Genomic DNA, 26,999 nt, shown 5'->3' on the forward strand with positions numbered 1-26,999 from the left:
CTTTTTTGGCATCACTTTTGTAGTAAATTATTACCTTTATGGTGTTGAAAAGCGTGTATGAAAAAAAACTACTTATTCATTTTATTTTTAGCTTTAACATGGTCTGTAACCCAATATGGATTTGCTCAAACCAATGTTAACACACCCCCTATTCAACAAAATATTGAAGGTTTATCTATATATCCTAACCCTTCTCCTATTGGCAGAACATTTATAAATGTCACATCAAAACGTAATCTGACTAAAAAAATTGAGTTTTTCAATGTTTTAGGAAAACAAATTCGTTCTATTACTTTAGTTGGTAAAGAATTAAACATTTCAAACTTAAGTAAAGGTGTTTATATTTTAAAGATTACCGAAAGCGACATTAGTGAAACAAGAAAATTGGTGATTAAATAATATTGTAAATTCATAAATTTAAAAAGCGTTACTAATAGTAACGCTTTTTTATTTTATATATTTTTGTCTTTCTAATAAAAAAGTTCTTGATACTAAACTATTTTTTAATATGAACTCATCTTGACTTTTTGTTTTTAACCGAAAATGAGATAAAATTTGTTCAGATGAGGTATTTTTTGCGAGGCATAGCAGTGCTAAGCGTAAAAAAAGTAACAAAATATGGGCGAATTTTAGCCATTTTTTAGGAAATAGAAAAAGTCAAGATGAGTTCTATACAAGCTATAGAGATATTTTAGTAGTTTCTTTTAAAACAGAGAGTTTAAAAACCGAAATTTGTTATTTAGATTCCCGCTTTTACTGAAATACTGAAACAAGTTCAGCACAAGCAAGTACAGCATAGGTGTGGGAATGACAATTTCAACAGAAATCACGAGGCTCAGCATTGAGGAGTTCTTTTAGAATAATTTATGATTGACACTAATTCTATTTTCAACATTAATAATCAAACAGAATTTGAAGATTTGGCATTACAAATTTTTAAATTTCAATTTGATAACAATAGGGTTTATCGTTCTTTTTGCGATTTAATATACAAACATCCCAGCGATGTAAAAACTATAAAGGATATTCCTTTTTTACCCATTCAGTTCTTTAAATCTCATAATGTCCTAAGTTCTAAAGATACTATTAAAGCTACTTTTTCAAGTTCTGGTACTACTGGAAGTATGACTAGTAAACACCATGTAACAGATTTAGATATTTACACCCAAAGCTTTACTAAAGGATTTCAGCAATTCTACGGGCCTATTGAAGATTATGTAATCCTGGCATTATTACCCTCTTATTTAGAGCGTGAAGGCTCTTCACTAATACATATGGTAGATGCCATGATTAAACAATCAAAATATACAGAAAGTGGGTTTTATTTGAATAACTATTCGGAGCTGAAAGACACGTTAATAACATTAGACTCCCAAGGAAAAAAGGTATTGTTAATTGGGGTCTCTTTTGCTTTGTTAGATTTGATTGAAATACATCGGTTTAATTTAAATAATACCATTATTATGGAAACCGGTGGTATGAAAGGCAGAAGAAAAGAACTTATTAGAGAAGCTTTACATTCAAAATTAAAAACAGGTTTTGGTGTAAATACAATACACAGTGAATATGGCATGACCGAACTGCTAAGTCAAGGCTATTCTAATGGGCATGGAATTTTTAATCATCCTAATTGGATGCGTATATTAACTCGCGACACTGAAGACCCGCTTTCTATACAATCATTAGGTAAAACAGGTGGCATAAATGTTATTGATCTGGCCAACATAAATTCCTGCTCTTTTATTGCTACCCAGGATTTAGGTCGCGTTAATGATAATAATACATTCGAAGTTATTGGTCGTTTTGATAATTCGGATATTCGTGGCTGTAATCTTATGGTGCTTTAACCTATTAACTCGTCATGTATAACACCCAAACGTTGTAAGGTCACGCACCTCTATCGACTTATTTAAGAAAGATCTTTCATGAAAAATCTAACCCTTTTATTTTTACTAAGCTTTTCATTTGGATTTGGACAAACTCTGGATTATAATATTAAAAAAGGATTCGCGGCTAATGGTTATGATGTTGTTGCCTATTTCAATAATGAAGCCATTGAAGGACATAAAAAATTTAGACATGAATATGATAGTGTTAATTACAAATTCTCATCAAAAGAACATTTAGATGCTTTTAAAACAAATCCTGAAAAATTTATTCCACAATATGGTGGTTACTGTGCTTATGCTATTGCTATAAAAGAGAATAAAGTATCTATTAACCCAAAAACTTTTAAAATTATTAATGACAAACTTTATTTGTTTTATAATGCTTGGGGTACAAATACTCTTGAATTATGGAATAAAGAGCATAGCCATGAATTATTAAATAAAGCTGATAAAAATTGGGAGAAAATTAAATTCAAAAAATAATTTAATTTTTAATGTAAGTTATTTAAAATAGGCACGACAAAACCACCAGCTAAGATAAAAGAAAAATTAGTTTTTAGTTGATTGGTTAAGTCAAAGCCTGATTTTTAAAATCAGGCTTTGTTGTTTTATATAACTCTTAGTACAAAATAGTTTTTCTTACCACGCTGCAATAGCACAAACTTACTATTAATTAAATCCTTCGCAGTAACGCAATAATCATCCTTTACTTTTTCCTTATTTACAGAAATAGAGTTCTCTTTAAGCGCTCTTCTTGCTTCTCCGTTAGATTTTAAAAACCCGCCTTTTTCGGCTAAAGCTGCAATTATATCTAAGCCATTATCAATATCCGATTGAGATATTTCTGTTTGGGGCACACCTTCAAATACATCCAAAAATGTTTGCTCATTCAACCCTTTTAAATCATCACTAGTCGATTTACCAAAAAGAATGTCACTGGCTTTTATAGCATTTTCTAAATCGTCTTTAGAATGCACCATCATGGTGATTTCTTCTGCTAATCGTTTTTGTAAAACACGCAAATGAGGTGCTTCTTTATGTGTGTTAACTAAAGCGTTAATTTCTTCTTCCGTTAAAAAAGTAAATATTTTGATATATTTTTCAGCATCCTCATCACTAGAGTTGAACCAATATTGATAGAATTTGTATGGTGAGGTTCTATTAGCATCTAACCATACATTACCGCCTTCTGATTTTCCAAATTTAGAACCATCAGATTTAGTTATTAATGGACAAGTTATAGCAAACCCCTTCCCACTATCTATTCTTCTTATTAATTCTGTTCCAGTTGTAATATTTCCCCACTGGTCACTTCCTCCCATTTGGATCGTACAGTCTTTTTCTTTATATAAATGAAGAAAATCATAGCCCTGAACTAATTGATATGTAAATTCGGTAAAACTCATTCCTTCAGACGACTCAGACGAGATTCTATTTTTCACAGAATCTTTTGCCATCATATAATTTACAGTAATATGCTTCCCAACATCGCGAATAAATTCAAGAAATGAAAAGTCTTTCATCCAATCGTAATTATTCACTAAAACTGCTGCATTTTCAGCATCACTTTCAAAATCTAAAAAATGTGCCAATTGATTTTTAATGGCGTTTTGGTTATGGCGTAATGTTTTTTCATCCAATAAATTACGCTCATTAGATTTACCAGACGGATCTCCAATCATTCCTGTTGCACCTCCTACTAAAGCTACCGGTCTGTGTCCACAACGTTGGTAATGCGCCAATAGCATAATAGGAACCAAGTTTCCAATATGTAAAGAATCCGCTGTAGGATCAAAGCCCACATACGCACTACGCATGCTTTCCATTAAATGAGCTTCCGCTCCAGGCATTACGGTATGTATCATACCTCTCCATGTTAATTCTTCAACAAAGTTCTTTATCATTATTTTCAATTTTTTACAAAACTATGCAAAGATAAAAATCAATGTATAATTACTTAGGTATTATGAATAATTCTTTATTTGAAAAAGCAATTCCAAATAAGGCATAGAGGTTTCAATTCAAATTATTATTCTAGTTTCAGTATAAATCTTTATAATAAATATGTTATATAGATACTATTTGAATCTAAGTACTCTTAAATATTTATTACTTTCGTTGCATGATTTTAGTAACAGGTGGTACGGGTTTGGTTGGTTCTCATTTACTTTATAAGCTTGCTAGCAGTAATGAGAAAATTAGAGCCATTTATAGAACAGAGCGCAAAATTGCTAATGTAAAATCTGTTTTTGCTACGTATACAAATAACTACGAGTCATTTTTTAAAACCATTGAATGGGTACAGGCAGATCTTTTAGATGTTCCTGCTTTATCTGAAGCGTTTGTAGGGATTACCTATGTGTATCACTGTGCTGCATTTGTTTCTTTTGAACCTGATAAATATCAAACATTACGGAAAATAAATATTGAAGGCACTGCTAATATTGTAAATCTTTGTTTGTCAAATACTATTAACAAACTTTGTTATGTAAGTTCTATTGCTACTTTAGGAAGTCCCGTTAATAATGAGGAAATTAATGAAAGTACGAATTGGAACCCTGAAGATGACAATAGTGTTTATGCCATTACAAAGTACGGAGCAGAAATGGAAGTTTGGCGTGCAACTCAAGAAGGCCTTGACGTTGTAATTGTTAATCCTGGTGTTATTTTAGGCGCTGGAATTTGGCGTTATGGAACAGGAAGTTTATTCAAAAAAGCACATAAAGGGTTTAAATATTATACTTCTGGAACGGTGGCACTTATAGCTGTTGAAGATGTTGTTTCAATTATGATAGCACTCACAAAAAGTGATATTATAAATGAGCGTTTTGTGTTAGTTGCAGAACATTGGACTTATAAACAGTTTTTACAAGCGTTGTCTGAGTCGGTAAATGTGAAGCCTCCAGAAAAAATGATTAGTCAGTGGTTATTGAAATTAGCCTGGAAATTAGATTGGTTAAAAACCAGATTAACTGGTAAACGAAGACAATTAACAAGGCACATCGCCATATCCTTATCTACAGAAACCAAATACAGTAGTGACAAAATTAAAACGACTTTAAACTATAAATTTAAACCTATAGATAAAACGATTACTACTCTTGGAGATCTTTATCTGAAATAGAATCAATGACACTTCTTATCTCTTCAAGTCTTCTATCTATTAACATTTCAGTAATTGAATCTTTTATTGATAATACTTTTAACGAATCTCTAATTTTCAATAAGCTCGTAGAATCCTTTTCTGTAAATGCTACTTTTAGTGAATCTTCTTTTCTCTTTTCAGCCGCTATTCTTTCTTTTTCCTCTTCTTCTTTAAACTTGACTTTAAGTATTTCCAAGCAATCTTTAACTTTTAGAAAAATGTCTTCATAATCCTTTATATAGTAAGCATAATACGCATTACTCAAAGCAAACTGTAAGCTATCTATATTGTGTTTTTCGTAAACATATGTATTGAAATTAACACCATGATCTTCCATTACTTTTTTATTAACAGAATTTGCAGATGATATTATCTTAGCATCTATTAATACATTAACCATTTTCTCCTTAGATATTAAATTATCAGGTTTCTTAGGTTTTTTTAAATCATGGCAAGCTGATATAACTATTAAAACACTTAAGTATATAGAAACTCGTTTTAAAATCATCTGTTAAAAGTTAATCGTTTAGCTGCTTTCACATTATTAAATTTAGAATTCTGATACACTAAACTACCGTTTAAAAATGTATGTGTAACTCTAGATTTAAAGGTTGTCCCTTCAAATGGAGACCACTCGCATTTATATAAAATATTATCTTTATTTACAGTCCATGGGTTATTTAAATCTACTAACACTAAATCTGCAAAATAACCTTCTTTAATATACCCTCTCCTTGCAATCTGAAATAAAATTGCTGGGTTATGACACATTTTTTCAACGACCTTTTCCAGAGAAATTTTTCCTTTATGGTACATTTCTAACATGGCTGGCAATGCATGTTGTACTAGCGGACCCCCAGATGGCGCTTTAGTATAAACGTTTTTCTTTTCTTCTAAAGTATGTGGGGCATGATCTGTAGCTAAAACATCTATTCTATCATCTAATAAAGCTTCCCATAATTGCGCTCTATCTTCTTTGGTTTTAACCGCTGGATTCCACTTTATAAAAGTGCCTTTTTCCTCATAATCTTCATCGCTAAACCACAGATGATGTGTACAAACTTCTGAGGTTATTTTTTTATCTTTTAAAGGAATTTTGTTGTCGAATAAATGTGTTTCTTTTCCTGTTGAAAGATGAAATACATGTAGTCTTGCACCTGTTTTCTTAGCTAATTCTATCGCTCTGGAAGATGACAAGTAACAAGCTTCTTCGCTTCTTATTATTGGGTGGTATTTAATAGGAATATCATCTCCGTAAGTTTCTAGATGTTCTTGGAAATTCTTTTTTATAGTGGCTTCATCTTCACAATGAACAGAAATAACCATTTTCGTGCTTCTGAAAATTTTCTCCAGCACGTCCATATCATCAACTAACATGTTGCCAGTTGAAGACCCTAAGAATAGTTTTAAACCTGCTGCTTGATTTTTATCTAATTTTAGAATCTCTTCTAAATTATCATTAGTGCCTCCAAACATAAACGAATAATTAGCTGAAGATGTTTTTGAAGCGATCTCGAACTTCTCTTCTAATTTTTCAATGGTTGTTGTTTGAGGATTAGTATTTGGCATTTCTATAAAAGAGGTAATTCCTCCTGCAATAGCTGCTCTGGATTCTGTTTCTATATTAGCTTTATGCGTTAACCCTGGTTCTCTGAAATGAACTTGATCATCAATAGCTCCTGGTAATAAATATTTTCCTTCGGCATCTACAACAAGTACATCTGCAGATTTAGCACTTATAGATTTACCTATCTTTTTAATATACTCGCCTTCAATTAATATGTCTCCATTAAAAATAACGCCTTCATTTACAATATTCGCATTCTTAATAAGTGTCGATTTTAACTTCATATAAATTCTTATTTTTTAAAAAGACTTTTAAGTTTCATAGAAATAACTCCAAAAATGGCTTCAGATATAATACCAGAGCTTAGTTTTGATTCTCCTTTTGTTCTATCAGTAAAAATAACCGGTACTTCTATAATCTTAAATTTCTTTAAATATGTTTTAAATTTCATTTCAATTTGAAACGCATAACCAATAAACTTTATAGCATCTAAATTTATTGCCTCAAGAACATGCCTTTTATAACAAACATAACCTGCCGTAGTATCATGAATTTTCATGCCAGTAATGATACGTACATATTTTGAGGCACAATAAGACATAAGAACACGATTCATTGGCCAATTAACAACATTTACACCTGTAATGTACCTAGAACCTATAGATAAATCTGCACCTTCTATATGACAAGCGTTATATAAATTTATTAAATCGTTTGGATCATGTGAGAAATCTGCATCCATTTCAAAAATATACTTATAGGTCTTATCCAAACTCCATTTAAAGCCGTGTATATAGGCAGTCCCTAAGCCCGATTTTTCTTTTCGAATTTCTAAAAATAATCTATCAGGAAAATCGGCTTGAAGCTCTTTTACTTTTAAAGCCGTTAAATCTGGGGAATTATCATCAACAATAAGGATATGAATACTATCAGACTGAGAGAATACAGCTTTTATAATAGCTTCAATATTTTCTATTTCGTTGTATGTTGGAATGATAACAACCGTATCTTTCATTCTCTAACTCTATTAAAACGTTTTAATTTTTAGCAAATGTACATTAATAACTGCTCATTTTTTTTAAATATTCCTTAATAATTATAAGCGTGGTATTAATATTTATAATAATTTTATACCATGCTTCGAGATATCGTATCAAATGAATTATACACCATTTTATTAGTTACAGGACTGCTTGTCGTAGCTATAGCAAAATTGGCTTCTCCAAAACGTTTTGATGATTTCATATTCGTTCTTGGGAATTATAAATACCTTAAAATTTACTCTAGAGAGCAAAAATTCCTCGATAAATTTGATGCTTTATTATTTGGTAATTTAATTCTTTCATTATCTGTTTTTAGCTTTATTTCATACCAGTATATAATTGATGGTAAGTCACTTTCTATAGACTTAATGTTCAAAATATCTTTTAGTATTGCTGTGTTTATTTTAATAAAGGTTCTTATTGAGCGACTTATCGGGAGTCTTTTGGGAATTGACAAGCAAATAGATCAATATCTTTTTCAAAAAATTAGCTATAAGAATTTCTTAGGTGTTATACTGCTTCCTATAAATGCCTTACTATTATTTAGTTTTAAACCGTCTTTACCAATTATATATTTGATAGTTACTTTATTGTTAATTGTTAATATTATTGGGCTTATTACTTCTTTTAAAACACATCAAAGTTTAATAAAACACAATTATTTTTATTTTATTTTGTATCTTTGCACTCTCGAAATCTCACCTTACATCATTTTGTACAAGGTGTTTATTACCAAATAATAAGAGAACAAACTACTTACCAGTATGAAAGTAAAAACAATTCTAGTATCTCAACCCGAACCCAAAATAGAAAACTCACCCTACTTTGATTTACAAGAAAAACAAAAGGTAAAAATAGATTTCAGACCTTTTATACATGTTGAGGGCGTATCTGCAAAAGATATTAGGCAGCAAAAGGTAGATTTAAATAATTATACAGCTATTATTTTAACGAGTAGAAATGCCGTAGATCATTTTTTTAGAATTGCAGAAGAAATGCGATTTAAAGTTCCAGATTCTATGAAATATTTTTGTCAGTCTGAAGCTGTTGCTTTCTACCTTCAAAAGTATGTAGTATACAGAAAGCGCAAAATTTATGTTGGTAAACGTACGTTTGCTGAATTATCTCCATTAATTAAAAAGTATAAAGAAGAAACATTTTTATTACCAAATACAGATAAAGTAAAACCCGCAGTTCCTGAAACGTTAAACGCTTTAGGTGTTAATTGGAAACAAGCCACTTTTTACAAAACTGTGGTTAGCGATTTATCCGATTTAGCGAATGTTTACTATGATGTTTTAGTCTTTTTCAGTCCTTCTGGAATAGAATCTTTATTTCAGAACTTTCCAGATTTCAAACAAAACGATACACGAATTGCTGTTTTTGGAAATACAACAATAAAGGCTGTAGAAGAAAAAGGATTGCGAGTAGATATTGCTGCTCCAACACCAGAAACACCATCAATGACAATGGCTTTACAAAAGTATATTGATAAAGTTAATAAAGGAAAATAAACTCAACACGGTTACAATAAAAAAGGGATGATTTTTCAAAAAATCATCCCTTTTTTATTACTTTACTTATATTTAAAAGGCATAACGTTGAGGACCGCCTCGTCTGATTTCCTCATTACAATGGGCTTCGAATTTTTTGAAATTCTCGCGAAACGCATTAGTTAATTTAAAAGCTGTTTTATAATAATTTTCATCATCATTCCAAGTGGCTCTAGGACTTAAAACACTTGTTGGTACACCTGGACATTCTCTAGGTTGTGCTACACCAAAAACGGAGTGTATGTGATAATCATCATAGTTATATAAACCTAAATCACCATTTAAGACAGCGTTAATCATAGCACGTGTATATTTTAATTTCATTCTAGTACCAATACCATAAGGACCACCAGTCCAACCTGTATTTACCAACCACACATTAACTCCAGATTTAATCATTTTTTCACTTAACATTTCAGCGTATTTGGCTGGATGCAAAGGCATAAAAGGTGCTCCAAAACATGCAGAAAAAGAGGGTTGTGGCTCTACAACTCCAGCTTCTGTTCCTGCCACTTTTGCTGTATACCCTGAAATGAAATGATATGCTGCCTGACTAGGTGTTAACTTAGATATTGGAGGCAATACCCCAAAAGCATCTGCCGTTAAAAAGAAAATATTTTTTGGATTTTTACCAGTTGATGGCACTTGAATATTTTCAATATGTTCAATGGGATAACTAACTCTTGTATTTTGTGTAATTGAAGTATCCTCGAAATTAACATGACCATCATTATCTAAAATGACATTTTCTAAAATAGCTCCTTTTTTAATAGCATCGTATATTTCTGGTTCATTATCTCTTGAAAGGTTAATGACTTTTGCATAACAGCCCCCTTCAAAATTAAATACCGAATTCCCTGCAGTCCAACCATGTTCATCATCGCCAATTAAACTTCTATTCGGATCTGTAGATAATGTTGTTTTGCCCGTACCAGATAATCCAAAGAAAATAGCCGTATCACCTTCTTTACCTACATTAGCACTACAATGCATTGGTAATGTATTTTTAAATACTGGAAGTATAAAATTAAGCGCTGAAAAAATACCTTTTTTAATTTCACCAGTATACCCCGTTCCTCCAATTAATGCTATTTTCTTAGAAAAATTTAAAATTGCAAAATTATGCTGGCGTGTCCCATCCTCTTTTGGGTTTGCCATAAAACCTGGAGCATTAACCACGGTCCATTCTGGATCAAAGCCTTTTAACTCCTCTTCCGCTGGCCTTAAAAACATATTATAAGCAAATTGATTACTCCAAGGATATTCATTAATAACACGAATATTCAACTTATAATCTTCATCTGCACAAGCATAACTATCTCTTACAAAAACCTCTTTATTAGATAAATAATTAACGACCTTATTATATAATGCATCAAATTTATTTGCATCAAACGGAATATTGATATCTCCCCACCAAACTCGATCTTGTGTTATATCGTCTTTAACAATAAATCGATCTTTTGGAGAGCGCCCAGTAAATTCACCTGTATTAACCGCTAAAGCTCCAGATGAAGCTTCTTTACCTAATCCTTTTTCAACTGTAATTTCATGAAGTTGTTCTGGTGAAAGTTGATACTGTACATTGGCATTTTTTATTCCGTATGCCTCCAGCGAAATCGTTTTCGTAACTTGATTGTCGTTTATCATAATTTGTTATAAAATTATTTATTGCGCAAAATTAAAACAATTATTTTAAATTATCTGCTATTGATTATCGTTTTTAGATTCCATTTTTAAGAAATCTGTAATCATAACTCCCCATGCTAAAATTAGAAGTAATCCACCTATTGGAGTTACAAAACCGATCATTTTGAAATCAAAAGTTGTTAACAAATTTGTTGCTAACCCATAAATAGATCCTGAGAATAAAATGATTCCCAATACAATTAAATAGTATAAAATTTTCTTCTTTTTTTGTTGAATATATGCAGTACTTCCTATAAATAGTAGTAAAATAGCATGATACATCTGGTATCTCACGCCCGTCTCAAAAGTTTGTTGTGCTTCAACTGCAATTAATTCTTTTAATGCATGTGCGCCAAATGCGCCAAAAACAACAGCCAATAAACCAAAAATTGATGCCGTAATTAATATTTTTTTGTTCATAATATGTGTTTCGTTATAGCTATTAAAACCTAATCTATTTATTAAATTCGTTTTCACAAAACTAGTTAACTATTCTTACTATGCGAAAAATTTTAGTCATTGGTTCAGGAAAATCGACTTCCAGTCTTCTAAAATATTTATTGGATAAATCGGCTTCAGAAAATCTTTTTATTACTGTAGGTGATTTAAACCTTAATGCTGCTAAAAAACTAATTGGAAACCACAAAAATGCAAAAGCCATAGTGCTAGATGTTTTCGATGACACATCTCGTACCGAAGCTATAAAAAATGCGGATATTGTAGTATCTATGCTTCCTGCCCGTTTTCATATTGAGGTGGCTAAAGATTGTGTTTTACTAGGAAAACATATGGTTACGGCTTCTTATGTAAGTCCGGAAATGCAAGCTTTAGATGAAGGGGCTAAATCCAAAGGTCTTGTCCTTATGAATGAAATTGGTGTAGATCCAGGTATAGACCATATGAGTGCGATGCAAGTTTTAGACCGTATACGTAAACATGGTGGGAAAATAATTTTATTTGAATCGTTTACAGGTGGCTTAGTAGCTCCCGAAAGTGATAATAACCTATGGAACTATAAATTCACCTGGAATCCTAGAAATGTAGTTACTGCTGGGCAAGGAGGTACTGCCAAATTTTTACAGGAAGGCACCTATAAATATATACCCTATAATCGTTTGTTTAGACGTACAGAGTTTCTGGATATTGATAATTATGGTCGTTTTGAAGTTTATGCAAATAGAGATTCCTTAAAATATCAAAGTGTTTATGGACTTGATAATGTTAAAACATTGTATAGAGGTACTATGAGGCGTGTCGGTTTTAGTCGTGCATGGAATATTTTCGTCACACTAGGAATGACGGATGATAGCTACACTATAGATGACAGCGAAAATATGAGTTATCGGGATTTTATAAATGCTTTTTTAACCTACAGCCCTTTTGATTCTGTAGAATTAAAATTAAGACATGCACTTAAGATTGATCAGGATGATATTGTATGGGATAAGCTTATAGAACTCGATATTTTTAATGCTGAAAAGAAAGTAGGGCTAAAAAAAGCCACTCCGGCTCAAATACTTCAAAAAATACTCATGGACAGTTGGACGCTTGATCCTAATGATAAAGATATGATTGTTATGTATCATAAATTCGGCTACGAAAAAGATGGTAAAAAATATCAGATAGATGCCAACATGGTTGTTTTAGGTGAAGACCAAACCTATACGGCCATGGCAAAAACGGTCGGTTTACCAGTTGCTATGGCTACCTTGGCTATTCTTAACAGAAAAATCACGTCTCCTGGTGTACAAATCCCTATTACTAAAGAAGTTTATGAACCTATTTTAAAAGAATTGGAAACTTTTGGTGTCTCCTTTCATGAAAAAGAGGTGCCTTATTTGGGGTACAATCCGTTAAATAATTAGTTTAAGAACCTCTGGACTGTACTCCTTTAGACAAATTGAACATGTTTTTGTTTTACAGTTTATAAAATTTCACTTAATGAGTAGTTCTTAAGGCAAAAATAGTTTCAATTTGAAACCAAATAGCTATTTTTATGTTTTAATACTTAACTAATGAAGTCTAAAAACAAGCCTATAATAATTGATGGGATTGATAAAAAAATACTGCGTGCATTAACGGAAGATGCCAGAACACCTATTTTAGAAATAGCCCGTAATGTTGGTATTTCTGGTGCTGCTATTCATCAACGTTTACGAAAATTAGAAAAATCGAAGCTTATTTCTGGTTCGCAGTTTGTTATCGACCCTAAAGTTTTAGGCTATTCAACCATGACTTTTGTTGGTATTCATCTTGAAAAAGCTGTAAATACGGAAGATGTTATCAGGGCTTTAAAAAAAATCCCCGAAGTCTTAGAATGTCACTACACAACTGGAGACTGGAACCTCTTCATCAAAATGCTGGCTTATAACAACAACCATCTAATGCTGTTGTTAAACAACAAGATTCAAACCATTGTTGGTGTTTCAAGAACGGAATCTATTATTTCTTTAGACCAGCAAATTAATAGACAGATACGTATATAATACATTCAGATGTTTATGATTTGTTTATCCAATAATTAGATTTCATCATGGGAATCTGGAAAAAACATATCTTATTTTTTACTACAATGTAGCTCCTTCTTTTTATTCTTATTAACGTAAAGTTATAAACTTCTCGCAATACACTTTATAGAGCTAGGTAATACAAACCTATTATACATTTAGTTATGATGTGATTAACAGTTTAATCACAAAAATGTTACAATCTAATAACATGGTGTGATGCACATTAATAGTTTTCAAAAATATATTTGTACTACCCTTAAAATCAACCTTAAATCAACCTACTATGAAGAAAATCATCTTATTATTTCTTTTGTCTTTAAACCCTAATACTTCATTTATTAGCAATGGATTAGATTACGATGACCCTGAACGAAAATTAAGATCAAAAATTGCTACACTACTTGAAGATCCAGATATTATTCTTAAAGAAAATATTCGTACAAAAATTGTCTTTGAAATAAATGACGATAAGAAGATTAATGTTTTAGATGTAAAACCTCAAGACGCGAAAATTATTAACTATGTAAAATCTAGATTAAACGACAAAAAAATTAAATTTTCTATTGAAAAAAAGTTGTTTTCGGTAGCAATAGTTCTTGAAAAAAACAGATAATTTCAAGTAATTGTTCTGTTTATATTGCTATTAATAATAGCATTCTACCTAGTCACAATCTAACAATGCTATTGGTACTGAAATTGTACCCAGATTAGCAGCTTCTTTGGGCTATAGATTTTAATACAGTAAGCTTTATAATAAAAACAAAACCCATGCAAGCATGGGTTTTGTTTTTATTATAAGATTCCTTTCTTACTGAAACAAGTTCAGCACGGGTCAAAGCAATTGATTACATCTTCATTAACCAAGAGCGTACATCTACTTCTTTTTTAATGATCTCTCTTAAATCTTCAATTTTAACACGTTGCTGTTCCATAGTGTCTCTATGCCTAATAGTAACGGTATTATCTTTTAAAGAATCATGATCTACAGTAATACAAAACGGTGTTCCGTTGGCATCTTGTCTTCTGTAACGTCTTCCCACAGCATCTTTTTCATCATAAATAACATTGAAGTCCCATTTTAAATCATCTACAATTTTACGAGCAACATCGGGCAAGCCATCTTTTTTAACCAATGGCAGAATAGCTGCTTTTACTGGCGCTAAAACACTTGGTAATTTTAAAACCGTACGTGTCGTTCCGTTTTCTAATGCCTCTTCTTGTAACGAATTAGAAAATACGGCTAAAAACATTCTATCTAAACCAATAGACGTTTCTAAAACATATGGTGTGTAGCTTGCATTATCTTCGTGATCGAAATACTGTAATTTCTTTCCTGAGTGTTCTTCATGTGCTTTCAGATCAAAATCTGTACGAGAATGAATCCCTTCTAATTCTTTAAACCCAAATGGAAATTTAAACTCAATATCGGAAGCAGCATCTGCATAGTGTGCTAATTTCTCATGGTCATGAAAACGATAATTATCTGCTCCCATTCCTAATGACAAGTGCCACTTCAATCTGGTTTCTTTCCAATGCTCATACCATTCTTTTTGTGTTCCCGGCTTTATAAAAAACTGCATCTCCATTTGTTCAAACTCGCGCATTCTAAAAATAAATTGCCTTGCTACAATTTCATTTCTAAAGGCTTTTCCTGTTTGTGCAATTCCAAATGGAATCTTCATACGTCCTGTTTTCTGAACATTTAAAAAGTTTACGAAAATACCTTGTGCTGTTTCTGGGCGTAAATATAAATCCATCGCAGAATCTGCCGAAGCACCTAGTTTTGTGCCAAACATTAAATTAAACTGTTTAACATCTGTCCAGTTTTTACTTCCTGTTAGCGGATCTGCAATTCCTAACTCTTCAATAAGCGCTTTAACATCAGCTAAATCTTCATTTTCCAAAGATTTTGCCATTCTAGAAAGTGTTGTGTTTATTTTCTCTTGGTAGCCTACAACACGCCCGTTTGTTGAAACAAATTCTTCCTTATTGAAAGCATCTCCAAAACGTTTCTTTGCTTTTGCAACCTCTTTGTCAATCTTAGCCTCAATTTTAGCACAATAGTCTTCAACTAAAACATCGGCACGATACCGTTTTTTAGAATCTTTATTATCTATTAGTGGATCATTGAATGCATCAACGTGTCCAGACGCTTTCCAAGTGGTTGGATGCATAAAAATGGCGGCATCTATACCTACAATGTTTTCATTCATCTGTACCATTGCTTTCCACCAGTAATCGCGTATGTTTTTCTTTAACTCTGCACCGTTTTGTGCATAGTCATATACTGCACTTAATCCATCATATATTTCGCTACTTTGAAACACGTATCCATACTCTTTCGCATGGGAAATAACCTTCTTAAATTGATCGTCTTGATTTGCCATGCTGCAAAAATAAAAAACCGCTTCAAACAAAGAGAGTTTCTTCACAAAAAAAACAATATTTAAAGTGTTTTTTATGTTATTAGATTTTACTGATTTAAAATAGTTTGTCACTAAAAGTTAGAAATTACATTTCTGGCTTAGGCAAGACTAATAATACTTAGATAAAAACCGTAAATTGTAAGGTAATTTCTTGTGTGTGTTTTTAATGTAAATTCATGTGTTTTTATTTATGTCTTAAAACTTCATCATAATTAACTAAGAAAAAAACTGTTTGCTTGTAAGTTGTAATCAATTATTTGTTAGTTTTTATACGTTTGTACAACTAAATTTTCATGAAAATAAAACTCTTAAAAAATAGTATCAAAATATTGCTCTTGTTTATTTGTGTTTCTGGATTTTCACAAAGCCCTTGGACACAAGAAAAAGGCAAATTTTATACGCAACTTTCATATACTACGATACCAAATTATGATACTTTTTTTGGCGACCCTGATTATACTATTGCTGGAAAAATTTCAGATAATACCATTCAACTTTATGGAGAGTATGGCTTTTCAGATAACACTACTTTGATTATAAACCTTCCTTTAAAGCTAATCTCAATTAATGATTTTAAAAACCCTCTAATTAATTGTACTGGAGATTGTTCTGAAGATTTTAATGAATCCGCACTAGGAAATCTGGAAATTGGTATTAAATATAATTTTCATAAAAAAGACTGGGTCCTTTCCGGACAATTTTCTATTGAAGCCAATACAGGCTCTTATGATATTACTTCTGGAATTAGAACGGGTTATAATGCATTTACATTCACGCCCCTTTTTTTAGCAGGAAAGAGTTTTGAGAAAACCTATGTTCAAAGTTTTATTGGCGCCAATATTAGAACCAATGATTACAGTTCTAACTTTAAAGTTGGTGGGGAATTTGGATACAAGATTACCAAACATATTTGGTTAATTGGTTTTGTAGATATTGTAAAATCTTTAAAAGACGGAAACATTGTGTTACCAATAGAAAACACTTATACTGGTTTATATGTAAACAACCAAGATTATGGTGCCTATGGTTTTAAAGGTATTGGAGAAATTACAGATAAATTTGGCCTAACAGCTGGTTTTGGTGGCGCTTTTTTTGGAAATAACGTCGCTAAACAAGCCGCTTTAAATGTTGGCGTTTATCATAAATTTTAGGCTGTATTAACTACGAATTCATGAATAAAAAAGCATCTCTTACTTATTAATGTTTTAGAAGATGGTTCCTAAATCCCTTGCATAATAAAAAATTTTAATTGTTATTTTTTATTTAAGTTTACATAGATTTTTATTAACAATAAATGGTTCATTCAATAGTCAATCTATTCTTCCCCAAGGTATGCTACGCCTGCCTTAATTTATTGAATGATAACGAAAAAACGATCTGTATCGATTGTCGTCATGATTTACCTGTTACAAATTTTCATTTTGATAATGATAACACTGTCTCAAAAGTACTTTATGGACGTGCTAAAATTGAAAATGGAACGGCTCTTTTTCGGTTTGAAAAAAAGGGGATTGTTCAACAACTCATCCACGGACTAAAATATAAAGGCTACGAAAATATTGGTTTGTTTCTTGGGGATTGGTTAGGAGGCGAATTAAAAAATATAGACTCCTATAAATTTATTGACGTCGTAATCCCTGTACCCCTTCATAAAAAGAAATTAAAAAAAAGAGGGTATAATCAGGTGGCAAAATTTGGTCAACAAATTGCTGAATCTTTAAGAGCAACTTACAAAGACGATACGCTTTTAAAGGTCACTAACACCAAATCGCAAGTCGATAAGAAACGCTTGGCACGTTGGAATAATAGCGATGAATTATTTATGCTTGTTAATTCTGAATCTATTGAGAATAAACATATTCTGTTAGTAGACGATATTATTACTACCGGAGCCACTTTAGAGGCTTGCATTGCAGTATTAAATCAAGCAAAAAACATAAAAATAAGTATCGCAACCATGGCAATAGCTTAATGAGTTAGCCGTTATATCTTCAAAATTATGTAGGTTTGTGCAAAATTTAAAATTGGTAATGAATAAAACCCTTTCAAATTTTATTTTAATCGTTTTTCTGAGTATACTTTTTATTAATTGTGCTAACCGAGGTACTCCTGAAGGTGGGCCAAAAGATGAGACACCCCCAGTTATTCTTAAATCCGTTCCAAAGAATTATTCGACTAATTTTAGTGGTAACGTAATAAAAGTATATTTTGATGAATATATCAAAATTAAGGACTTGCAAAAGCAGCTTATTATTTCGCCTCCTATGATCACCCAACCAGAAGTTACACCATTGGGTAGTGCCAGTAAATACATTACTATTAAAATTCACGATACGCTACAACCTAATACCACTTATGCTTTTAACTTTGGAAATAGTATTGCGGATAATAACGAAGGAAATCCATACCCTTATTACAGATATGTATTCTCAACCGGCGATTATATAGACTCTCTTAGTGTAAGCGGTACTATTGTAGATGCGTTAAAAACTGAACCGGAAACTTTTGTTTCTGTGGCTTTATACGAAGTTGATTCTACATTCAGCGATTCTATTATTTATAAAGAAAACCCGAGATATATTACTAATACATTAGATAGTCTTACAACATTTTCTATTGAAAACATTAAAGAAGGGAAGTATATGCTTATTGCCTTAAAAGATGGAAATGGCGATAATAAGTTTCAACAAAAAACAGATCAGATCGCATTTCTTCAAGACTTTATTCAAGTGCCTACTGATTCTCTTTATACTTTAAAATTATTTTCGGAAGATTTAGATTTTAAAGCTTCCAGACCTCGCTTAATATCTGGTGAAAAAATTGCCTTTGGCTATGAAGGTGATTATAAGGGAATGGGCATTAATATATTATCTGAAACACCTCCCGAATTTGAATATCGTATAACAGAAGACAAAGAAACTGATAGTCTTAACTACTGGTACAAACCTCGTCTTGAAGTTGACTCTCTAATTTTTAACGTATCACACCCTACTATTCAAGATGAAGAGTTTATTGTTAGAATTAGCGAACAAAAAAGAGACTCATTAGTCATTGATGCATCGCCATCTGGAGTCATTCGTAAAAATGAACCATTTAAAATTTCCGGTAGTGTTCCTTTTTCTAGTATGGATCCTTCTAAAATTACATTAATTGATAAAGATTCTACTAAAATAGATTTCACTACTAATTTTGATACCATTACAAATACGTATACTTTCAATTTTGATAAAACAGAAGATAATGCTTATAATATGCAAATACTTCCTGAAGCTTTTGTAGATTTTTTTGGTGATAAAAATGATACGTTAAGTTATTCCCTTAAAACAAAGAAGGCTTCTGAATATGGTTATGTACGCTTCACACTAGTAAATGCTAAATATCCTGTTATCATACAATTAACTGATAATAAAGGCGAGGTGGAATTTGAGCAATTCGTTGAGAACTCTAACCCTGTTGATTTCTCAAATTTAAGCCCTAAAATTTATAAAATTCGTGTTGTACATGATGCCAATGGGAACAAAAAGTATGACACCGGAAATTATCTTAAAATAAAACAACCAGAACGCATTAGCCATTTTAAAGATGTAGAAATTAGAGCAGATTGGGGAATCTCTGAAACGCTTAATTTTACTTCAAAGTAAACAGGTCTTTATCATCTAAAAATTTAAGTTTATTTCTGTAAGCTTCTACATGTCTTTTTTCTAAAATGGTGATCTGGGTTTCTTCTTTACTTGGCGTTATTGATGTCATTATATTTCCTAAAACATCATATGCAGCGGAATGTCCCGAATATTCACAATTAACGCCATCTACACCAACACGGTTTACACCAATGCAATAACTCATATTCTCAATAGCACGTGCTTTTAATAAAGCATCCCATGCGGATATTCTTGGTTTTGGCCAATTGGCAACATATAGCAATACATCATAATCTTCAGTATTTCTTGACCAGACCGGAAAACGCAAATCATAACAAATTAATGGACATATTTTCCACCCTTTATAATTAACAATTCGCTTTTCAACACCTGCTGTATAAATTTTATTTTCACCAACCAATGTAAACGTATGTCGTTTATCGTAATATTGAATAGCTCCTGATGACTCCACAAAAAGCAATCGGTTATGATAGTTGTTTTCTTCCAAAACAACAAAACTACCAACAATAGCGGTATTAAATTTTGATGCCATAGACTGCATCCATGAAACTGTTTCCCCATTCATAGGTTCTGCAACATCTTTTGCATTCATGGTAAAACCTGTTGTAAACATTTCCGGAAGTACAATTAAATCTACGGCTTCAGAAATCGCATCTATTTTTTTAGAAAAATTCTCAAGATTCTGTTTAGGGTTTTCCCAAACTAAATCAGACTGAATTAATGCTATTTTAAGGGTTTCTTTCATGTATCTATATCTATTGTTTTTTTATTTATCACATGTAACATCCAAATAATCATCATTTTATGTGTCGAACTTTTAGTTATGGATGTTTCATCTTTTAAATACTATTTAATATCTCTGCTGCTTTTCTTAAAGTATCGTCGGTCTTTGCAAAACAAAATCGAAGTACTTTATTATCTAAATTATTGCTATTAAAAACGGATAGTGGAATTGAAGCAATTCCAGATTCAATTGTTAATCGCTTTGCAAAATCAACATCATATTCTTTTGTGATTTCTGAATAATCAAGTACCTGAAAATAAGTCCCTTTTGATGGTGTAAATTTAAATCTGGAATCTTTAATAAGATTTAAAAACAAATTTCTTTTCTCTTGATAAAAAGCAGACAAACCTAAGTAGCGGTTAGGGTCTTGCATATAATCTGCTATCCCTTTTTGTGTTGGATGATGAACGCAAAAGACATTAAATTGATGCACTTTCATAAACTCCTCCATGAGTTCTTTTGGTGCACAACAATAGCCTATTCTCCACCCTGTATTGTGGAATGTTTTACAAAAAGAGGCAACTACAAAACTTCGTGATTTTAAACCGGGAAATAAACATGCACTTTGATGTTTTTCTTCATCAAAAATCATATGTTCATAAACCTCATCACTCAATACAATAATATTTGTGTTTCTAGTAATCTCTTCCAATTGTGACATATCTTCTTTTGAAAATACAGTACCAGAAGGGTTGTGAGGTGTATTAATAATAATCATCTTCGTTTTACCATTTACCTTTGCTTTTACATCATTCCAATCCACTTTAAAATCAGGTGCTTCTAGTTGGACTGAAACTGTTTTTCCTCCATTAAGTGTTATGGCAGGTTCGTAACTATCGTAAGCTGGTCTAAAAATTATAACCTCATCATTTGGGTTGATAAATGTTGTTATGATGGTAAAAATAGCTTGGGTGGCACCAGCGGTTACTATTATTTCATTTTCCGGATGGTAACTTGTGTTATATAATAAGGTTATTTTTTTGGAGATAGCTTCTCTCAATTCTAAGTTCCCTGCCATAGGCGCATAATGGTTGTAACCAGAATTCATCGCTTTACTAACCAAATCTGTTAACTTCTGGTCGCTTTCAAAATTCGGAAACCCTTGAGATAAGTTAATGGCATTGTGTTTATTAGACAACTTACTCATAGTTGAAAAAATAGTAGTTTCTATATTAGGAAGCTTAGATGGGTGTTGCATAGAGCTGCTTAAAATTTTTAGTATCTACAAAAATCGTGATTAATTTGAATTGCTGTTTTCACTTCGGCTTTACTCAAGAACTACCAGGTAATTCTTTTTGATTATAAATGCATCTTCATGCCTTCATGGGATTGAACAAATCCTAAATCACTATAAAACTTAATTGCTTTTGGTCTTCTTTTATCGGTGGTTAATTGTAATAAATGTGCTTTTCGTTCTTTTGCCCTGTTTATTGCCCATTCAAACATTTTTTTCCCAATGCCCAATCCTCTTTTGTCTTTTTTAATTCTAACGGCTTCTATTTGGGCTCTAATACCACCCCGATACGTAAGGTATTGAATAAATGTGAGTTGCAACGTTCCTATAATTTCAGAGTTTTCATCCTCTAGAACAATTAACTCCTGGTTTTCATCTGAGTCGATTATATCAAATGCCTGGAAGTACTCGGAAGCTAAAGGTTTTTGAAAAACTTCTCTTTGCTTTCCAAGTTTATCATCTGCAATCATTTCTAGAATAATTGGAACATCTTCTTTAATAGCTTTTCTAAACTTCATATGTGTAGTTGTTATCTAATGTAAATATAACAACTTACAAATTCATACTAATGAAAAGAGTCGAGGTGATTTGAAATGATACGCTAAATTCACACGCCTAATGCTTTCAGCAATTCTTGTTTGTAGGTTCTTCCAATAGGTATTTTATTGGCTTTTACAAAAATACTGTTTCCAGAAATCTTATCTACAAATTTACTATTTATAATATACGATTTATGGACTTGAATAAATTGCGCTTCGGAAAGTTTTTCAGTCCAGTTTTTTAACGAGTCTATATAGGATAACTTTTGCGTTTCGGTCACTATGGTTATGTAATTTCTATCTGATTCAATATATAAAATAGTGCTTAAAACAAGTTTATGTAGCGTCTTGTCCACATTTAAAAAAATGGTCTCATCATTATTTTCTTCTGATGGGCTTTCTGGCACCTCTATTCTATCCTTTGCTTTATTAATGGCTTTTAAAAATCGATCGAAAGAAAAGGGTTTTACCAAATAATCAACAATAGTTGGTAATTCAAAACTGCTTAATGCATACTCTGGATACGCTGTAGTCATTATAATTGCCGGCGGATTTTTAACTGTTTTTATAAAATCCAATCCAGACATATCTGGTAAATTAATATCTAAAAAAACAACATCCATTTCATTCGCATTCAAAAATGAATTGGCTTCAATCGCCGCTTTAAAAGTCTCAACTAAATTAAGGCCAGGTATTTTACCTATAAAATTCTTTAAGATTTTTTGAGCCGGAATTTCATCTTCTATAATAATACAATTCATTGTTTATCTATTAATCTATATAAAATACTAATAATGCCTTCGACGAAGCCTGTACTGAGTGTAATCGAAGTGCTCAGACGGACTTCAATCCTAACTTAACAACATAAGAATGCTCGACCAGACATCATTTGAAATCAAGTTTTAAATACACTTTAAAACTTTCACCTTTATCTATTCTAAATTCATAAGCATCTTTATAAATAAGCTCTAGCCTCTTCTCTAGGTTTTGCAAACCAATCCTAAAATCGGTTGTATTTCCTTTTTCTTTATCATAATCATTTTCACAAATACATTCTAAAATTCCGTTTTCAACTCCTATAAAAATAGAAATTTCACTATTCAACACACTATGCTTAAAGGCGTTTTCTATAATAGTTATTATAAGCAATGGTGCTATTTGATACCTATAAGAATCTATACTTTTTTTATAATTAACCTGCTTTGTTCCTTCTGTCCTTAACATTTGGAACTTCATATAATTATCTATAAATCTAATCTCTTTTTCTAAAGAAATTGTTTTGGAATTGCTTTCGTATAACACGTGTTTAAGGTTATCAGACAGCATTAAAATCATATCTGGAACTTCGGTCGGTTTTTCTAATGAATACGAATAAATCGTATTCAAATTATTAAACAGCACATGTGGATTTATCTGTGATTTCAAAAATTTCAGCTCCATTTCGACATGTTCTTTTTTAATGGCTTCAATTTCATTTTCTTTATCAATAAAACGATATAGAATCCATATAAAAGAAAAGAAAATTAGTGGCACTAGTGATTGCCATAAATAATCGCTCAAACATTTAATAATGGTACATCCACACTTAGCAAACGAATAGCAATATAATTGTGTTGCTAAAAACGAAATGGCAGCAAATACAAGTGTATAAAGCAGGTACATTTTCTTCTTAACAAAAAAGGGCAGCAGTAAAAAATTGTTTCCGTAAACGATGATAACTAAAAGCGTGAGGTATTGAAGAAAGGGATTTTCTTTCCAATAAAAATCTGAAAACAAAAACAAGGACACAAATACAAACAACATCCAAAACAGAATGTGAACTAAAATTTGCGAGCTATGTTTTTTTACAAAAGTCATTTTACTAAATGAAAGTAAACAGAAAAGCTATAACTATCAAAGAATATGTACAAAAATCAGTTTTGTAGTTACAAACGCCAAAAATGTAGTTTGCAAATAGACTATTATCATTCGTATTATTAATTAAGTAAGCTATCCGTTTTTCTGGAATCGTACGGTATAGTCATCTATTTTTGATTTAAAACAATCAAAATCATGAGACGAACAATTATCTTTTTTACTCTTTTACTTAGTTTACATTTTGGATTTTCTCAAACACTAAATCATCTTTCTCTGGATAAGAAAGGGAATGAGCTTTTACTTGGTGAGATAAATAGAAATGGATTGTCAAAGAACAGTTTTAATAATTGGTTTTCCAAAAACTACGATGATTACTTAGTTAACAAAAAAATCGTAAAGCTGCTTAAAAGCCCCTTAAAGGATTATAAAATCAAGGTGTTTTTAGGTACCTGGTGTGGTGATAGTAAGCGAGAAGTTTCGAGGTTTTATAAGGTTTTAGATGCTGCCAGTTTTCCAGAAAACAGATTAAAAGTAATAGCTGTTAATAGAACTGCTGACGCCTACAAACAAAGTCCGAACCATGAAGAAAAAGGCTTAAACATACATCGAGTACCAACATTTATTTTTTATAAAGATGGTAAAGAGGTTAATAGAATTGTGGAATCTCCTAAAGAAACTCTAGAACGCGATATTCTTAAGATTGTTTCTAATAAAGCATACACTTCAAATTATAGAGTTGTTAATTATATAGATGATGAACTCAATTCTAAAACTATCGATCATTTAAAGTTAAAAGAACAAGTATTAGTATCTAAATTAGCAGAACTTGTAAAAGGGAGTAGAGAACTTAACACTTATGGTTATTCACTTTTAAATTCTAAGCAAACAGAAAAAGCATTGTATGTTTTTGATTTAAACACTAAAATTTTCCCTTATAAATATAATACCTATGACAGCTTAGGAGAGGCTTATTTCGTGACTAAAAATTACACAGAAGCTCTTAAAAACTACTACAAAGTATTGAGTATAAAACCTGATGATGAACATGCTGTTGAAATGATTGAGAAGATAAAGTTAGAGATGAAATAACTTCTCGATACAAATTTGTTTCGTTTTACTTCACAAACTCACTCGAAGTAACTCAGACCATAAAATTAATCACTAAGGTCATGTCGAATGAGGCACAATTGAGACATCACATCCTATTGATTTCTGTGATTCTGATTATGTGATTTCTCCTAACGTCGAAATGACGCATAACAATAAATTTGTTTTAGCCATAGGATACGGGGAATTCTTTTCGATTAAACAATATTCATTTTCTTTAAAAGAAAAGAAGCATTCATATTTTGGCAAATGCCTGTTTTTAATTTATAATCAAAATGAAGCTCGTCATTGATAATTTCGGCATCAAAATAATAGTTTTTTACATCTTCTAATTCTTGCTCAATTTCACATAAGCTTAAATCGTGTGTGGCAATAATTCCTGTAGCGTTTGAAGCTACTAGTTTTTCAACAAACTTTCTGGAACCTATAGCCTTATCTGTACTATTCGTTCCTTTTAAAATTTCATCTAAAACAATAAAATAGGGTTCTTTTTCAATCGCATCAACAATATATTTTAGGCGTGTTAACTCTGAAAAGAAATACGAACTATCATCTGTTAAAGAATCTGTAGTTCGCATGCTGGTAATTAATTTAACAGGCGAATATTTACTTGTTTTTGCACAAATTGGAAGTCCAACATTAGCCATTACAATGTGCAAAGATACGGTTCGTAAAAAGGTACTCTTGCCTGCCATATTTGCTCCTGTTACAATAAAAAACTGCTCATTGCCTATTGTTAAATCACTGTCTACTCGTTTGTTTTTATCTAGTAAAGGATGCCCTAAGCTATTAGCATTAATAACGACTCCTTTTTCTAGTATCTCAGGATATATAAAATCTGGTTTATTAAAGGCAAAATTCCCTAGTGAATTATAAGCGTCGAAAAAAGATACGACTTCAAACCAATCGGCAACTTTAGTTTTATATTGTTCAATCCATTTCTCAATACTATAACTATTATTTACGTCTGTTAAAAACAATCCGTTGCCAAAAATAGCTCCTATGATATTATTTCTGTTATCTAAAGCGTCTAATGATTTTGAAAGTTTTTTAAAAATATGAGAGGCCTTTTCTGTATCCAATTGTATTTGCTGTTGCTTCTGTTGTAATAGTTTCGAAGTAAATGTTTCATTTTCTATTAAATCCAATAATAGCGTGTATTGGCGAAACGTATCCTTAACTCTATCTGTATTTGATGCTAAAACATTTGTTTTTTTAACATACACACCTGTAATACCGAGTCCTAAAAACAACCAATATCCAATAAGATCTGGACTTATAATATTTGAAATTGTTAAACCGAATATTACTATTGAAGACATAGCAAAGGTTACTGGCAACCATCGCATTACTTTTGGCAAAAATGATTGATACCCTCTTAACCAGTTTATAATACTTTTAGCAGGTGTCTCAACTTCGACTAAACTTGATGTCGCCGAATAATGTTGCCTCCATTTTGGTTTAGAACTTAACTCTTTAATTGCTTCTTGGCGTGATTTAATAGCATCGACATTATTTGCTTTTAAAGCATCTGCCAACTTTTGAGTACCTTCATTAATGGTTGTTCTATTTATAAATTGAAAAAATGAACCACGCCCAAATAAGTCAATATCTAAACTATAAAAATGATTGGGGTCTTGAAATTGCAAGCCTTTATCCCGCTCGTGAAAATTGCCAGAGGCTATTTCAATTTCTTCTTCATTAATTTCAACTAAGGCCTTATTGAAATTTCTTTGTGTTTTTATATCGGTATACTTTGATAATAAATAAACAAATATAGCAATGCCAATTACAGCTATAACAATTGCTACTTGCCAATATTGAAATGCAAAATAAATTCCAAAACCTGTTATTAAAAATACAGATAGCCTCAACATACTTAAAGCTGTCATTTTTTTGAACAATCTTTGGGCTTCAGATTTATACTTTTCTGAATGTTCTTTATAGTATGATATCGGGCTATTCATTTTAATTTTGATTTAGATTCCCGCATT

The 26,999-nt window shown here is 31.5% G+C and carries 26 protein-coding genes; 13 read left to right on the forward strand and 13 right to left on the reverse strand.

Annotation, left to right across the window (positions count from 1 at the left end):
- The first annotated feature begins 57 nt into the window (after nt 1–57).
- The 3 genes from Q4Q34_RS05175 to Q4Q34_RS05185 all read left to right on the forward strand — a co-directional run bounded on the left by Q4Q34_RS05175 (nt 58) and on the right by Q4Q34_RS05185 (nt 2,372).
- The gene (locus Q4Q34_RS05175) at nt 58–399 is read left to right on the forward strand and encodes a T9SS type A sorting domain-containing protein (protein ID WP_303318846.1); all 342 of its coding nucleotides are present in this window, start codon (nt 58–60) and stop codon (nt 397–399) included.
- Between the two features lie 467 nt (nt 400–866).
- Nucleotides 867–1,847: a LuxE/PaaK family acyltransferase gene (locus Q4Q34_RS05180; RefSeq protein WP_303318847.1), complete on the forward strand. Its 981-nt coding sequence runs from the start codon at nt 867–869 to the stop codon at nt 1,845–1,847.
- A gap of 78 nt (nt 1,848–1,925) precedes the next feature.
- The gene (locus tag Q4Q34_RS05185) at nt 1,926–2,372 is read left to right on the forward strand and encodes a YHS domain-containing (seleno)protein (protein ID WP_303318848.1); all 447 of its coding nucleotides are present in this window, start codon (nt 1,926–1,928) and stop codon (nt 2,370–2,372) included.
- 125 nt (nt 2,373–2,497) lie between these two features.
- On the opposite strand, the gene tyrS is transcribed toward Q4Q34_RS05185, so the two are convergent.
- Nucleotides 2,498–3,793 carry a tyrosine--tRNA ligase gene (gene tyrS / locus Q4Q34_RS05190; RefSeq protein WP_303318849.1) on the reverse strand — a complete coding sequence of 432 codons (1,296 nt, stop codon included), beginning with the start codon at nt 3,791–3,793 and terminating at the stop codon, nt 2,498–2,500.
- 218 nt (nt 3,794–4,011) lie between these two features.
- Here tyrS and Q4Q34_RS05195 point away from each other — a divergent pair, with 218 nt between their 5' ends.
- On the forward strand, nt 4,012–5,013 hold the full coding sequence (locus Q4Q34_RS05195; RefSeq protein ID WP_303318850.1) for an NAD-dependent epimerase/dehydratase family protein: 1,002 nt from the start codon (nt 4,012–4,014) through the stop codon (nt 5,011–5,013).
- Here the strand turns inward: Q4Q34_RS05195 and Q4Q34_RS05200 are convergent.
- Genes Q4Q34_RS05200 through Q4Q34_RS05210 form a run of 3 tightly spaced genes read right to left on the reverse strand, consistent with a single transcriptional unit; the run spans nt 4,985 to nt 7,616 of the window.
- Nucleotides 4,985–5,542 carry a DUF4296 domain-containing protein gene (locus Q4Q34_RS05200; protein ID WP_303318851.1) on the reverse strand — a complete coding sequence of 186 codons (558 nt, stop codon included), beginning with the start codon at nt 5,540–5,542 and terminating at the stop codon, nt 4,985–4,987. The two genes, Q4Q34_RS05195 and Q4Q34_RS05200, sit on opposite strands and share 29 nt — an antisense overlap.
- Nucleotides 5,539–6,885: a dihydroorotase gene (locus Q4Q34_RS05205; RefSeq protein WP_303318852.1), complete on the reverse strand. Its 1,347-nt coding sequence runs from the start codon at nt 6,883–6,885 to the stop codon at nt 5,539–5,541. Before Q4Q34_RS05205 ends, Q4Q34_RS05200 begins: the two co-directional genes overlap by 4 nt.
- Before the next feature lie 8 nt (nt 6,886–6,893).
- Nucleotides 6,894–7,616, reverse strand: a complete 723-nt coding sequence (locus Q4Q34_RS05210) for a polyprenol monophosphomannose synthase (protein ID WP_303318853.1) — start codon at nt 7,614–7,616, stop codon at nt 6,894–6,896.
- A 120-nt stretch (nt 7,617–7,736) separates the two neighbouring features.
- Here Q4Q34_RS05210 and Q4Q34_RS05215 point away from each other — a divergent pair, with 120 nt between their 5' ends.
- Nucleotides 7,737–8,384, forward strand: coding sequence for a DUF4271 domain-containing protein (locus Q4Q34_RS05215; RefSeq protein WP_303318854.1), 648 nt, complete (start codon nt 7,737–7,739; stop codon nt 8,382–8,384).
- A 24-nt stretch (nt 8,385–8,408) separates the two neighbouring features.
- Complete coding sequence (locus tag Q4Q34_RS05220; RefSeq protein ID WP_303318855.1) at nt 8,409–9,158, forward strand: uroporphyrinogen-III synthase; 750 nt, start codon at nt 8,409–8,411, stop codon at nt 9,156–9,158.
- Nucleotides 9,159–9,230: 72 nt separating this feature from the next.
- Here Q4Q34_RS05220 and pckA read toward each other — a convergent pair whose 3' ends face one another.
- Together pckA and Q4Q34_RS05230 are read right to left on the reverse strand one after the other, a co-directional pair.
- Nucleotides 9,231–10,847, reverse strand: a complete 1,617-nt coding sequence (pckA, locus tag Q4Q34_RS05225) for a phosphoenolpyruvate carboxykinase (ATP) (RefSeq protein WP_303318856.1) — start codon at nt 10,845–10,847, stop codon at nt 9,231–9,233.
- A 57-nt stretch (nt 10,848–10,904) separates the two neighbouring features.
- On the reverse strand, nt 10,905–11,306 hold the full coding sequence (locus tag Q4Q34_RS05230; RefSeq protein WP_303318857.1) for a DUF423 domain-containing protein: 402 nt from the start codon (nt 11,304–11,306) through the stop codon (nt 10,905–10,907).
- 80 nt (nt 11,307–11,386) lie between these two features.
- On the opposite strand from Q4Q34_RS05230, the gene Q4Q34_RS05235 reads away from it, so the two are divergent.
- The 3 genes from Q4Q34_RS05235 (at nt 11,387) to Q4Q34_RS05245 (ending at nt 14,009) form a co-directional block, all read left to right on the forward strand.
- Nucleotides 11,387–12,751: a saccharopine dehydrogenase family protein gene (locus tag Q4Q34_RS05235; RefSeq protein WP_303318858.1), complete on the forward strand. Its 1,365-nt coding sequence runs from the start codon at nt 11,387–11,389 to the stop codon at nt 12,749–12,751.
- Nucleotides 12,752–12,901: 150 nt separating this feature from the next.
- Nucleotides 12,902–13,372: an Lrp/AsnC ligand binding domain-containing protein gene (locus Q4Q34_RS05240; RefSeq protein ID WP_303318859.1), complete on the forward strand. Its 471-nt coding sequence runs from the start codon at nt 12,902–12,904 to the stop codon at nt 13,370–13,372.
- Between the two features lie 307 nt (nt 13,373–13,679).
- Nucleotides 13,680–14,009: a hypothetical protein gene (locus Q4Q34_RS05245; protein WP_303318860.1), complete on the forward strand. Its 330-nt coding sequence runs from the start codon at nt 13,680–13,682 to the stop codon at nt 14,007–14,009.
- Nucleotides 14,010–14,241: 232 nt separating this feature from the next.
- Here Q4Q34_RS05245 and Q4Q34_RS05250 read toward each other — a convergent pair whose 3' ends face one another.
- Complete coding sequence (locus Q4Q34_RS05250) at nt 14,242–15,783, reverse strand: glycine--tRNA ligase (protein ID WP_303318861.1); 1,542 nt, start codon at nt 15,781–15,783, stop codon at nt 14,242–14,244.
- A gap of 332 nt (nt 15,784–16,115) precedes the next feature.
- Between Q4Q34_RS05250 and Q4Q34_RS05255 the strand changes: the two genes are divergently transcribed.
- The 3 genes from Q4Q34_RS05255 (at nt 16,116) to Q4Q34_RS05265 (ending at nt 19,463) form a co-directional block, all read left to right on the forward strand.
- Nucleotides 16,116–16,973 carry a transporter family protein gene (locus Q4Q34_RS05255; protein ID WP_303318862.1) on the forward strand — a complete coding sequence of 286 codons (858 nt, stop codon included), beginning with the start codon at nt 16,116–16,118 and terminating at the stop codon, nt 16,971–16,973.
- A 143-nt stretch (nt 16,974–17,116) separates the two neighbouring features.
- Nucleotides 17,117–17,794, forward strand: coding sequence for a ComF family protein (locus Q4Q34_RS05260; protein ID WP_303318863.1), 678 nt, complete (start codon nt 17,117–17,119; stop codon nt 17,792–17,794).
- Nucleotides 17,795–17,852: 58 nt separating this feature from the next.
- Nucleotides 17,853–19,463: an Ig-like domain-containing protein gene (locus Q4Q34_RS05265; protein WP_303318864.1), complete on the forward strand. Its 1,611-nt coding sequence runs from the start codon at nt 17,853–17,855 to the stop codon at nt 19,461–19,463.
- On the opposite strand, the gene Q4Q34_RS05270 is transcribed toward Q4Q34_RS05265, so the two are convergent.
- The 5 genes from Q4Q34_RS05270 to Q4Q34_RS05290 form a co-directional block, all read right to left on the reverse strand.
- Entirely contained in the window at nt 19,450–20,229 is a 780-nt protein-coding gene (locus tag Q4Q34_RS05270; RefSeq protein WP_303318865.1) for an amidohydrolase, read from the reverse strand. The genes Q4Q34_RS05265 and Q4Q34_RS05270 overlap by 14 nt on opposite strands.
- Nucleotides 20,230–20,323: 94 nt before the next feature.
- The gene (locus Q4Q34_RS05275; RefSeq protein ID WP_303318866.1) at nt 20,324–21,466 is read right to left on the reverse strand and encodes a methionine aminotransferase; all 1,143 of its coding nucleotides are present in this window, start codon (nt 21,464–21,466) and stop codon (nt 20,324–20,326) included.
- 101 nt (nt 21,467–21,567) lie between these two features.
- Nucleotides 21,568–22,020, reverse strand: a complete 453-nt coding sequence (locus tag Q4Q34_RS05280) for a GNAT family N-acetyltransferase (RefSeq protein ID WP_303318867.1) — start codon at nt 22,018–22,020, stop codon at nt 21,568–21,570.
- Between the two features lie 89 nt (nt 22,021–22,109).
- Complete coding sequence (locus tag Q4Q34_RS05285) at nt 22,110–22,802, reverse strand: LytR/AlgR family response regulator transcription factor (protein ID WP_303318868.1); 693 nt, start codon at nt 22,800–22,802, stop codon at nt 22,110–22,112.
- Between the two features lie 124 nt (nt 22,803–22,926).
- On the reverse strand, nt 22,927–23,898 hold the full coding sequence (locus Q4Q34_RS05290) for a sensor histidine kinase (protein WP_303318869.1): 972 nt from the start codon (nt 23,896–23,898) through the stop codon (nt 22,927–22,929).
- 195 nt (nt 23,899–24,093) lie between these two features.
- On the opposite strand from Q4Q34_RS05290, the gene Q4Q34_RS05295 reads away from it, so the two are divergent.
- Nucleotides 24,094–24,987, forward strand: a complete 894-nt coding sequence (locus tag Q4Q34_RS05295; protein WP_303318870.1) for a hypothetical protein — start codon at nt 24,094–24,096, stop codon at nt 24,985–24,987.
- 215 nt (nt 24,988–25,202) lie between these two features.
- Here Q4Q34_RS05295 and Q4Q34_RS05300 read toward each other — a convergent pair whose 3' ends face one another.
- Entirely contained in the window at nt 25,203–26,972 is a 1,770-nt protein-coding gene (locus tag Q4Q34_RS05300; RefSeq protein WP_303318871.1) for a MutS-related protein, read from the reverse strand.
- Nucleotides 26,973–26,999 lie beyond the last annotated feature (27 nt).

The sequence above is a fragment of the Flavivirga abyssicola genome (assembly GCF_030540775.2).
GTDB classification, from domain to species: Bacteria; Bacteroidota; Bacteroidia; order Flavobacteriales; family Flavobacteriaceae; genus Flavivirga; species Flavivirga abyssicola.

What these genes read in the sequence shown, in the direction of transcription:
- Q4Q34_RS05275 (WP_303318866.1), bottom strand. Translation starts at nt 21,466, where the DNA reads ATGCAACACCCATCTAAGCTTCCTAATATAGAAACTACTATTTTTTCA.
- Q4Q34_RS05255 (WP_303318862.1), top strand. Translation starts at nt 16,116, where the DNA reads ATGAAAATAAAACTCTTAAAAAATAGTATCAAAATATTGCTCTTGTTT.
- Q4Q34_RS05230 (WP_303318857.1), bottom strand. Translation starts at nt 11,306, where the DNA reads ATGAACAAAAAAATATTAATTACGGCATCAATTTTTGGTTTATTGGCT.
- Q4Q34_RS05300 (WP_303318871.1), bottom strand. Translation starts at nt 26,972, where the DNA reads ATGAATAGCCCGATATCATACTATAAAGAACATTCAGAAAAGTATAAA.
- Q4Q34_RS05250 (WP_303318861.1), bottom strand. Translation starts at nt 15,783, where the DNA reads ATGGCAAATCAAGACGATCAATTTAAGAAGGTTATTTCCCATGCGAAA.
- tyrS (WP_303318849.1), bottom strand. Translation starts at nt 3,793, where the DNA reads ATGATAAAGAACTTTGTTGAAGAATTAACATGGAGAGGTATGATACAT.
- Q4Q34_RS05195 (WP_303318850.1), top strand. Translation starts at nt 4,012, where the DNA reads ATGATTTTAGTAACAGGTGGTACGGGTTTGGTTGGTTCTCATTTACTT.
- Q4Q34_RS05240 (WP_303318859.1), top strand. Translation starts at nt 12,902, where the DNA reads ATGAAGTCTAAAAACAAGCCTATAATAATTGATGGGATTGATAAAAAA.
- Q4Q34_RS05265 (WP_303318864.1), top strand. Translation starts at nt 17,853, where the DNA reads ATGAATAAAACCCTTTCAAATTTTATTTTAATCGTTTTTCTGAGTATA.
- pckA (WP_303318856.1), bottom strand. Translation starts at nt 10,847, where the DNA reads ATGATAAACGACAATCAAGTTACGAAAACGATTTCGCTGGAGGCATAC.
- Q4Q34_RS05245 (WP_303318860.1), top strand. Translation starts at nt 13,680, where the DNA reads ATGAAGAAAATCATCTTATTATTTCTTTTGTCTTTAAACCCTAATACT.
- Q4Q34_RS05210 (WP_303318853.1), bottom strand. Translation starts at nt 7,616, where the DNA reads ATGAAAGATACGGTTGTTATCATTCCAACATACAACGAAATAGAAAAT.
- Q4Q34_RS05235 (WP_303318858.1), top strand. Translation starts at nt 11,387, where the DNA reads ATGCGAAAAATTTTAGTCATTGGTTCAGGAAAATCGACTTCCAGTCTT.
- Q4Q34_RS05290 (WP_303318869.1), bottom strand. Translation starts at nt 23,898, where the DNA reads ATGACTTTTGTAAAAAAACATAGCTCGCAAATTTTAGTTCACATTCTG.
- Q4Q34_RS05220 (WP_303318855.1), top strand. Translation starts at nt 8,409, where the DNA reads ATGAAAGTAAAAACAATTCTAGTATCTCAACCCGAACCCAAAATAGAA.
- Q4Q34_RS05205 (WP_303318852.1), bottom strand. Translation starts at nt 6,885, where the DNA reads ATGAAGTTAAAATCGACACTTATTAAGAATGCGAATATTGTAAATGAA.
- Q4Q34_RS05270 (WP_303318865.1), bottom strand. Translation starts at nt 20,229, where the DNA reads ATGAAAGAAACCCTTAAAATAGCATTAATTCAGTCTGATTTAGTTTGG.
- Q4Q34_RS05175 (WP_303318846.1), top strand. Translation starts at nt 58, where the DNA reads ATGAAAAAAAACTACTTATTCATTTTATTTTTAGCTTTAACATGGTCT.
- Q4Q34_RS05280 (WP_303318867.1), bottom strand. Translation starts at nt 22,020, where the DNA reads ATGAAGTTTAGAAAAGCTATTAAAGAAGATGTTCCAATTATTCTAGAA.
- Q4Q34_RS05200 (WP_303318851.1), bottom strand. Translation starts at nt 5,542, where the DNA reads ATGATTTTAAAACGAGTTTCTATATACTTAAGTGTTTTAATAGTTATA.
- Q4Q34_RS05285 (WP_303318868.1), bottom strand. Translation starts at nt 22,802, where the DNA reads ATGAATTGTATTATTATAGAAGATGAAATTCCGGCTCAAAAAATCTTA.
- Q4Q34_RS05185 (WP_303318848.1), top strand. Translation starts at nt 1,926, where the DNA reads ATGAAAAATCTAACCCTTTTATTTTTACTAAGCTTTTCATTTGGATTT.
- Q4Q34_RS05180 (WP_303318847.1), top strand. Translation starts at nt 867, where the DNA reads ATGATTGACACTAATTCTATTTTCAACATTAATAATCAAACAGAATTT.
- Q4Q34_RS05260 (WP_303318863.1), top strand. Translation starts at nt 17,117, where the DNA reads ATGGTTCATTCAATAGTCAATCTATTCTTCCCCAAGGTATGCTACGCC.
- Q4Q34_RS05295 (WP_303318870.1), top strand. Translation starts at nt 24,094, where the DNA reads ATGAGACGAACAATTATCTTTTTTACTCTTTTACTTAGTTTACATTTT.
- Q4Q34_RS05215 (WP_303318854.1), top strand. Translation starts at nt 7,737, where the DNA reads ATGCTTCGAGATATCGTATCAAATGAATTATACACCATTTTATTAGTT.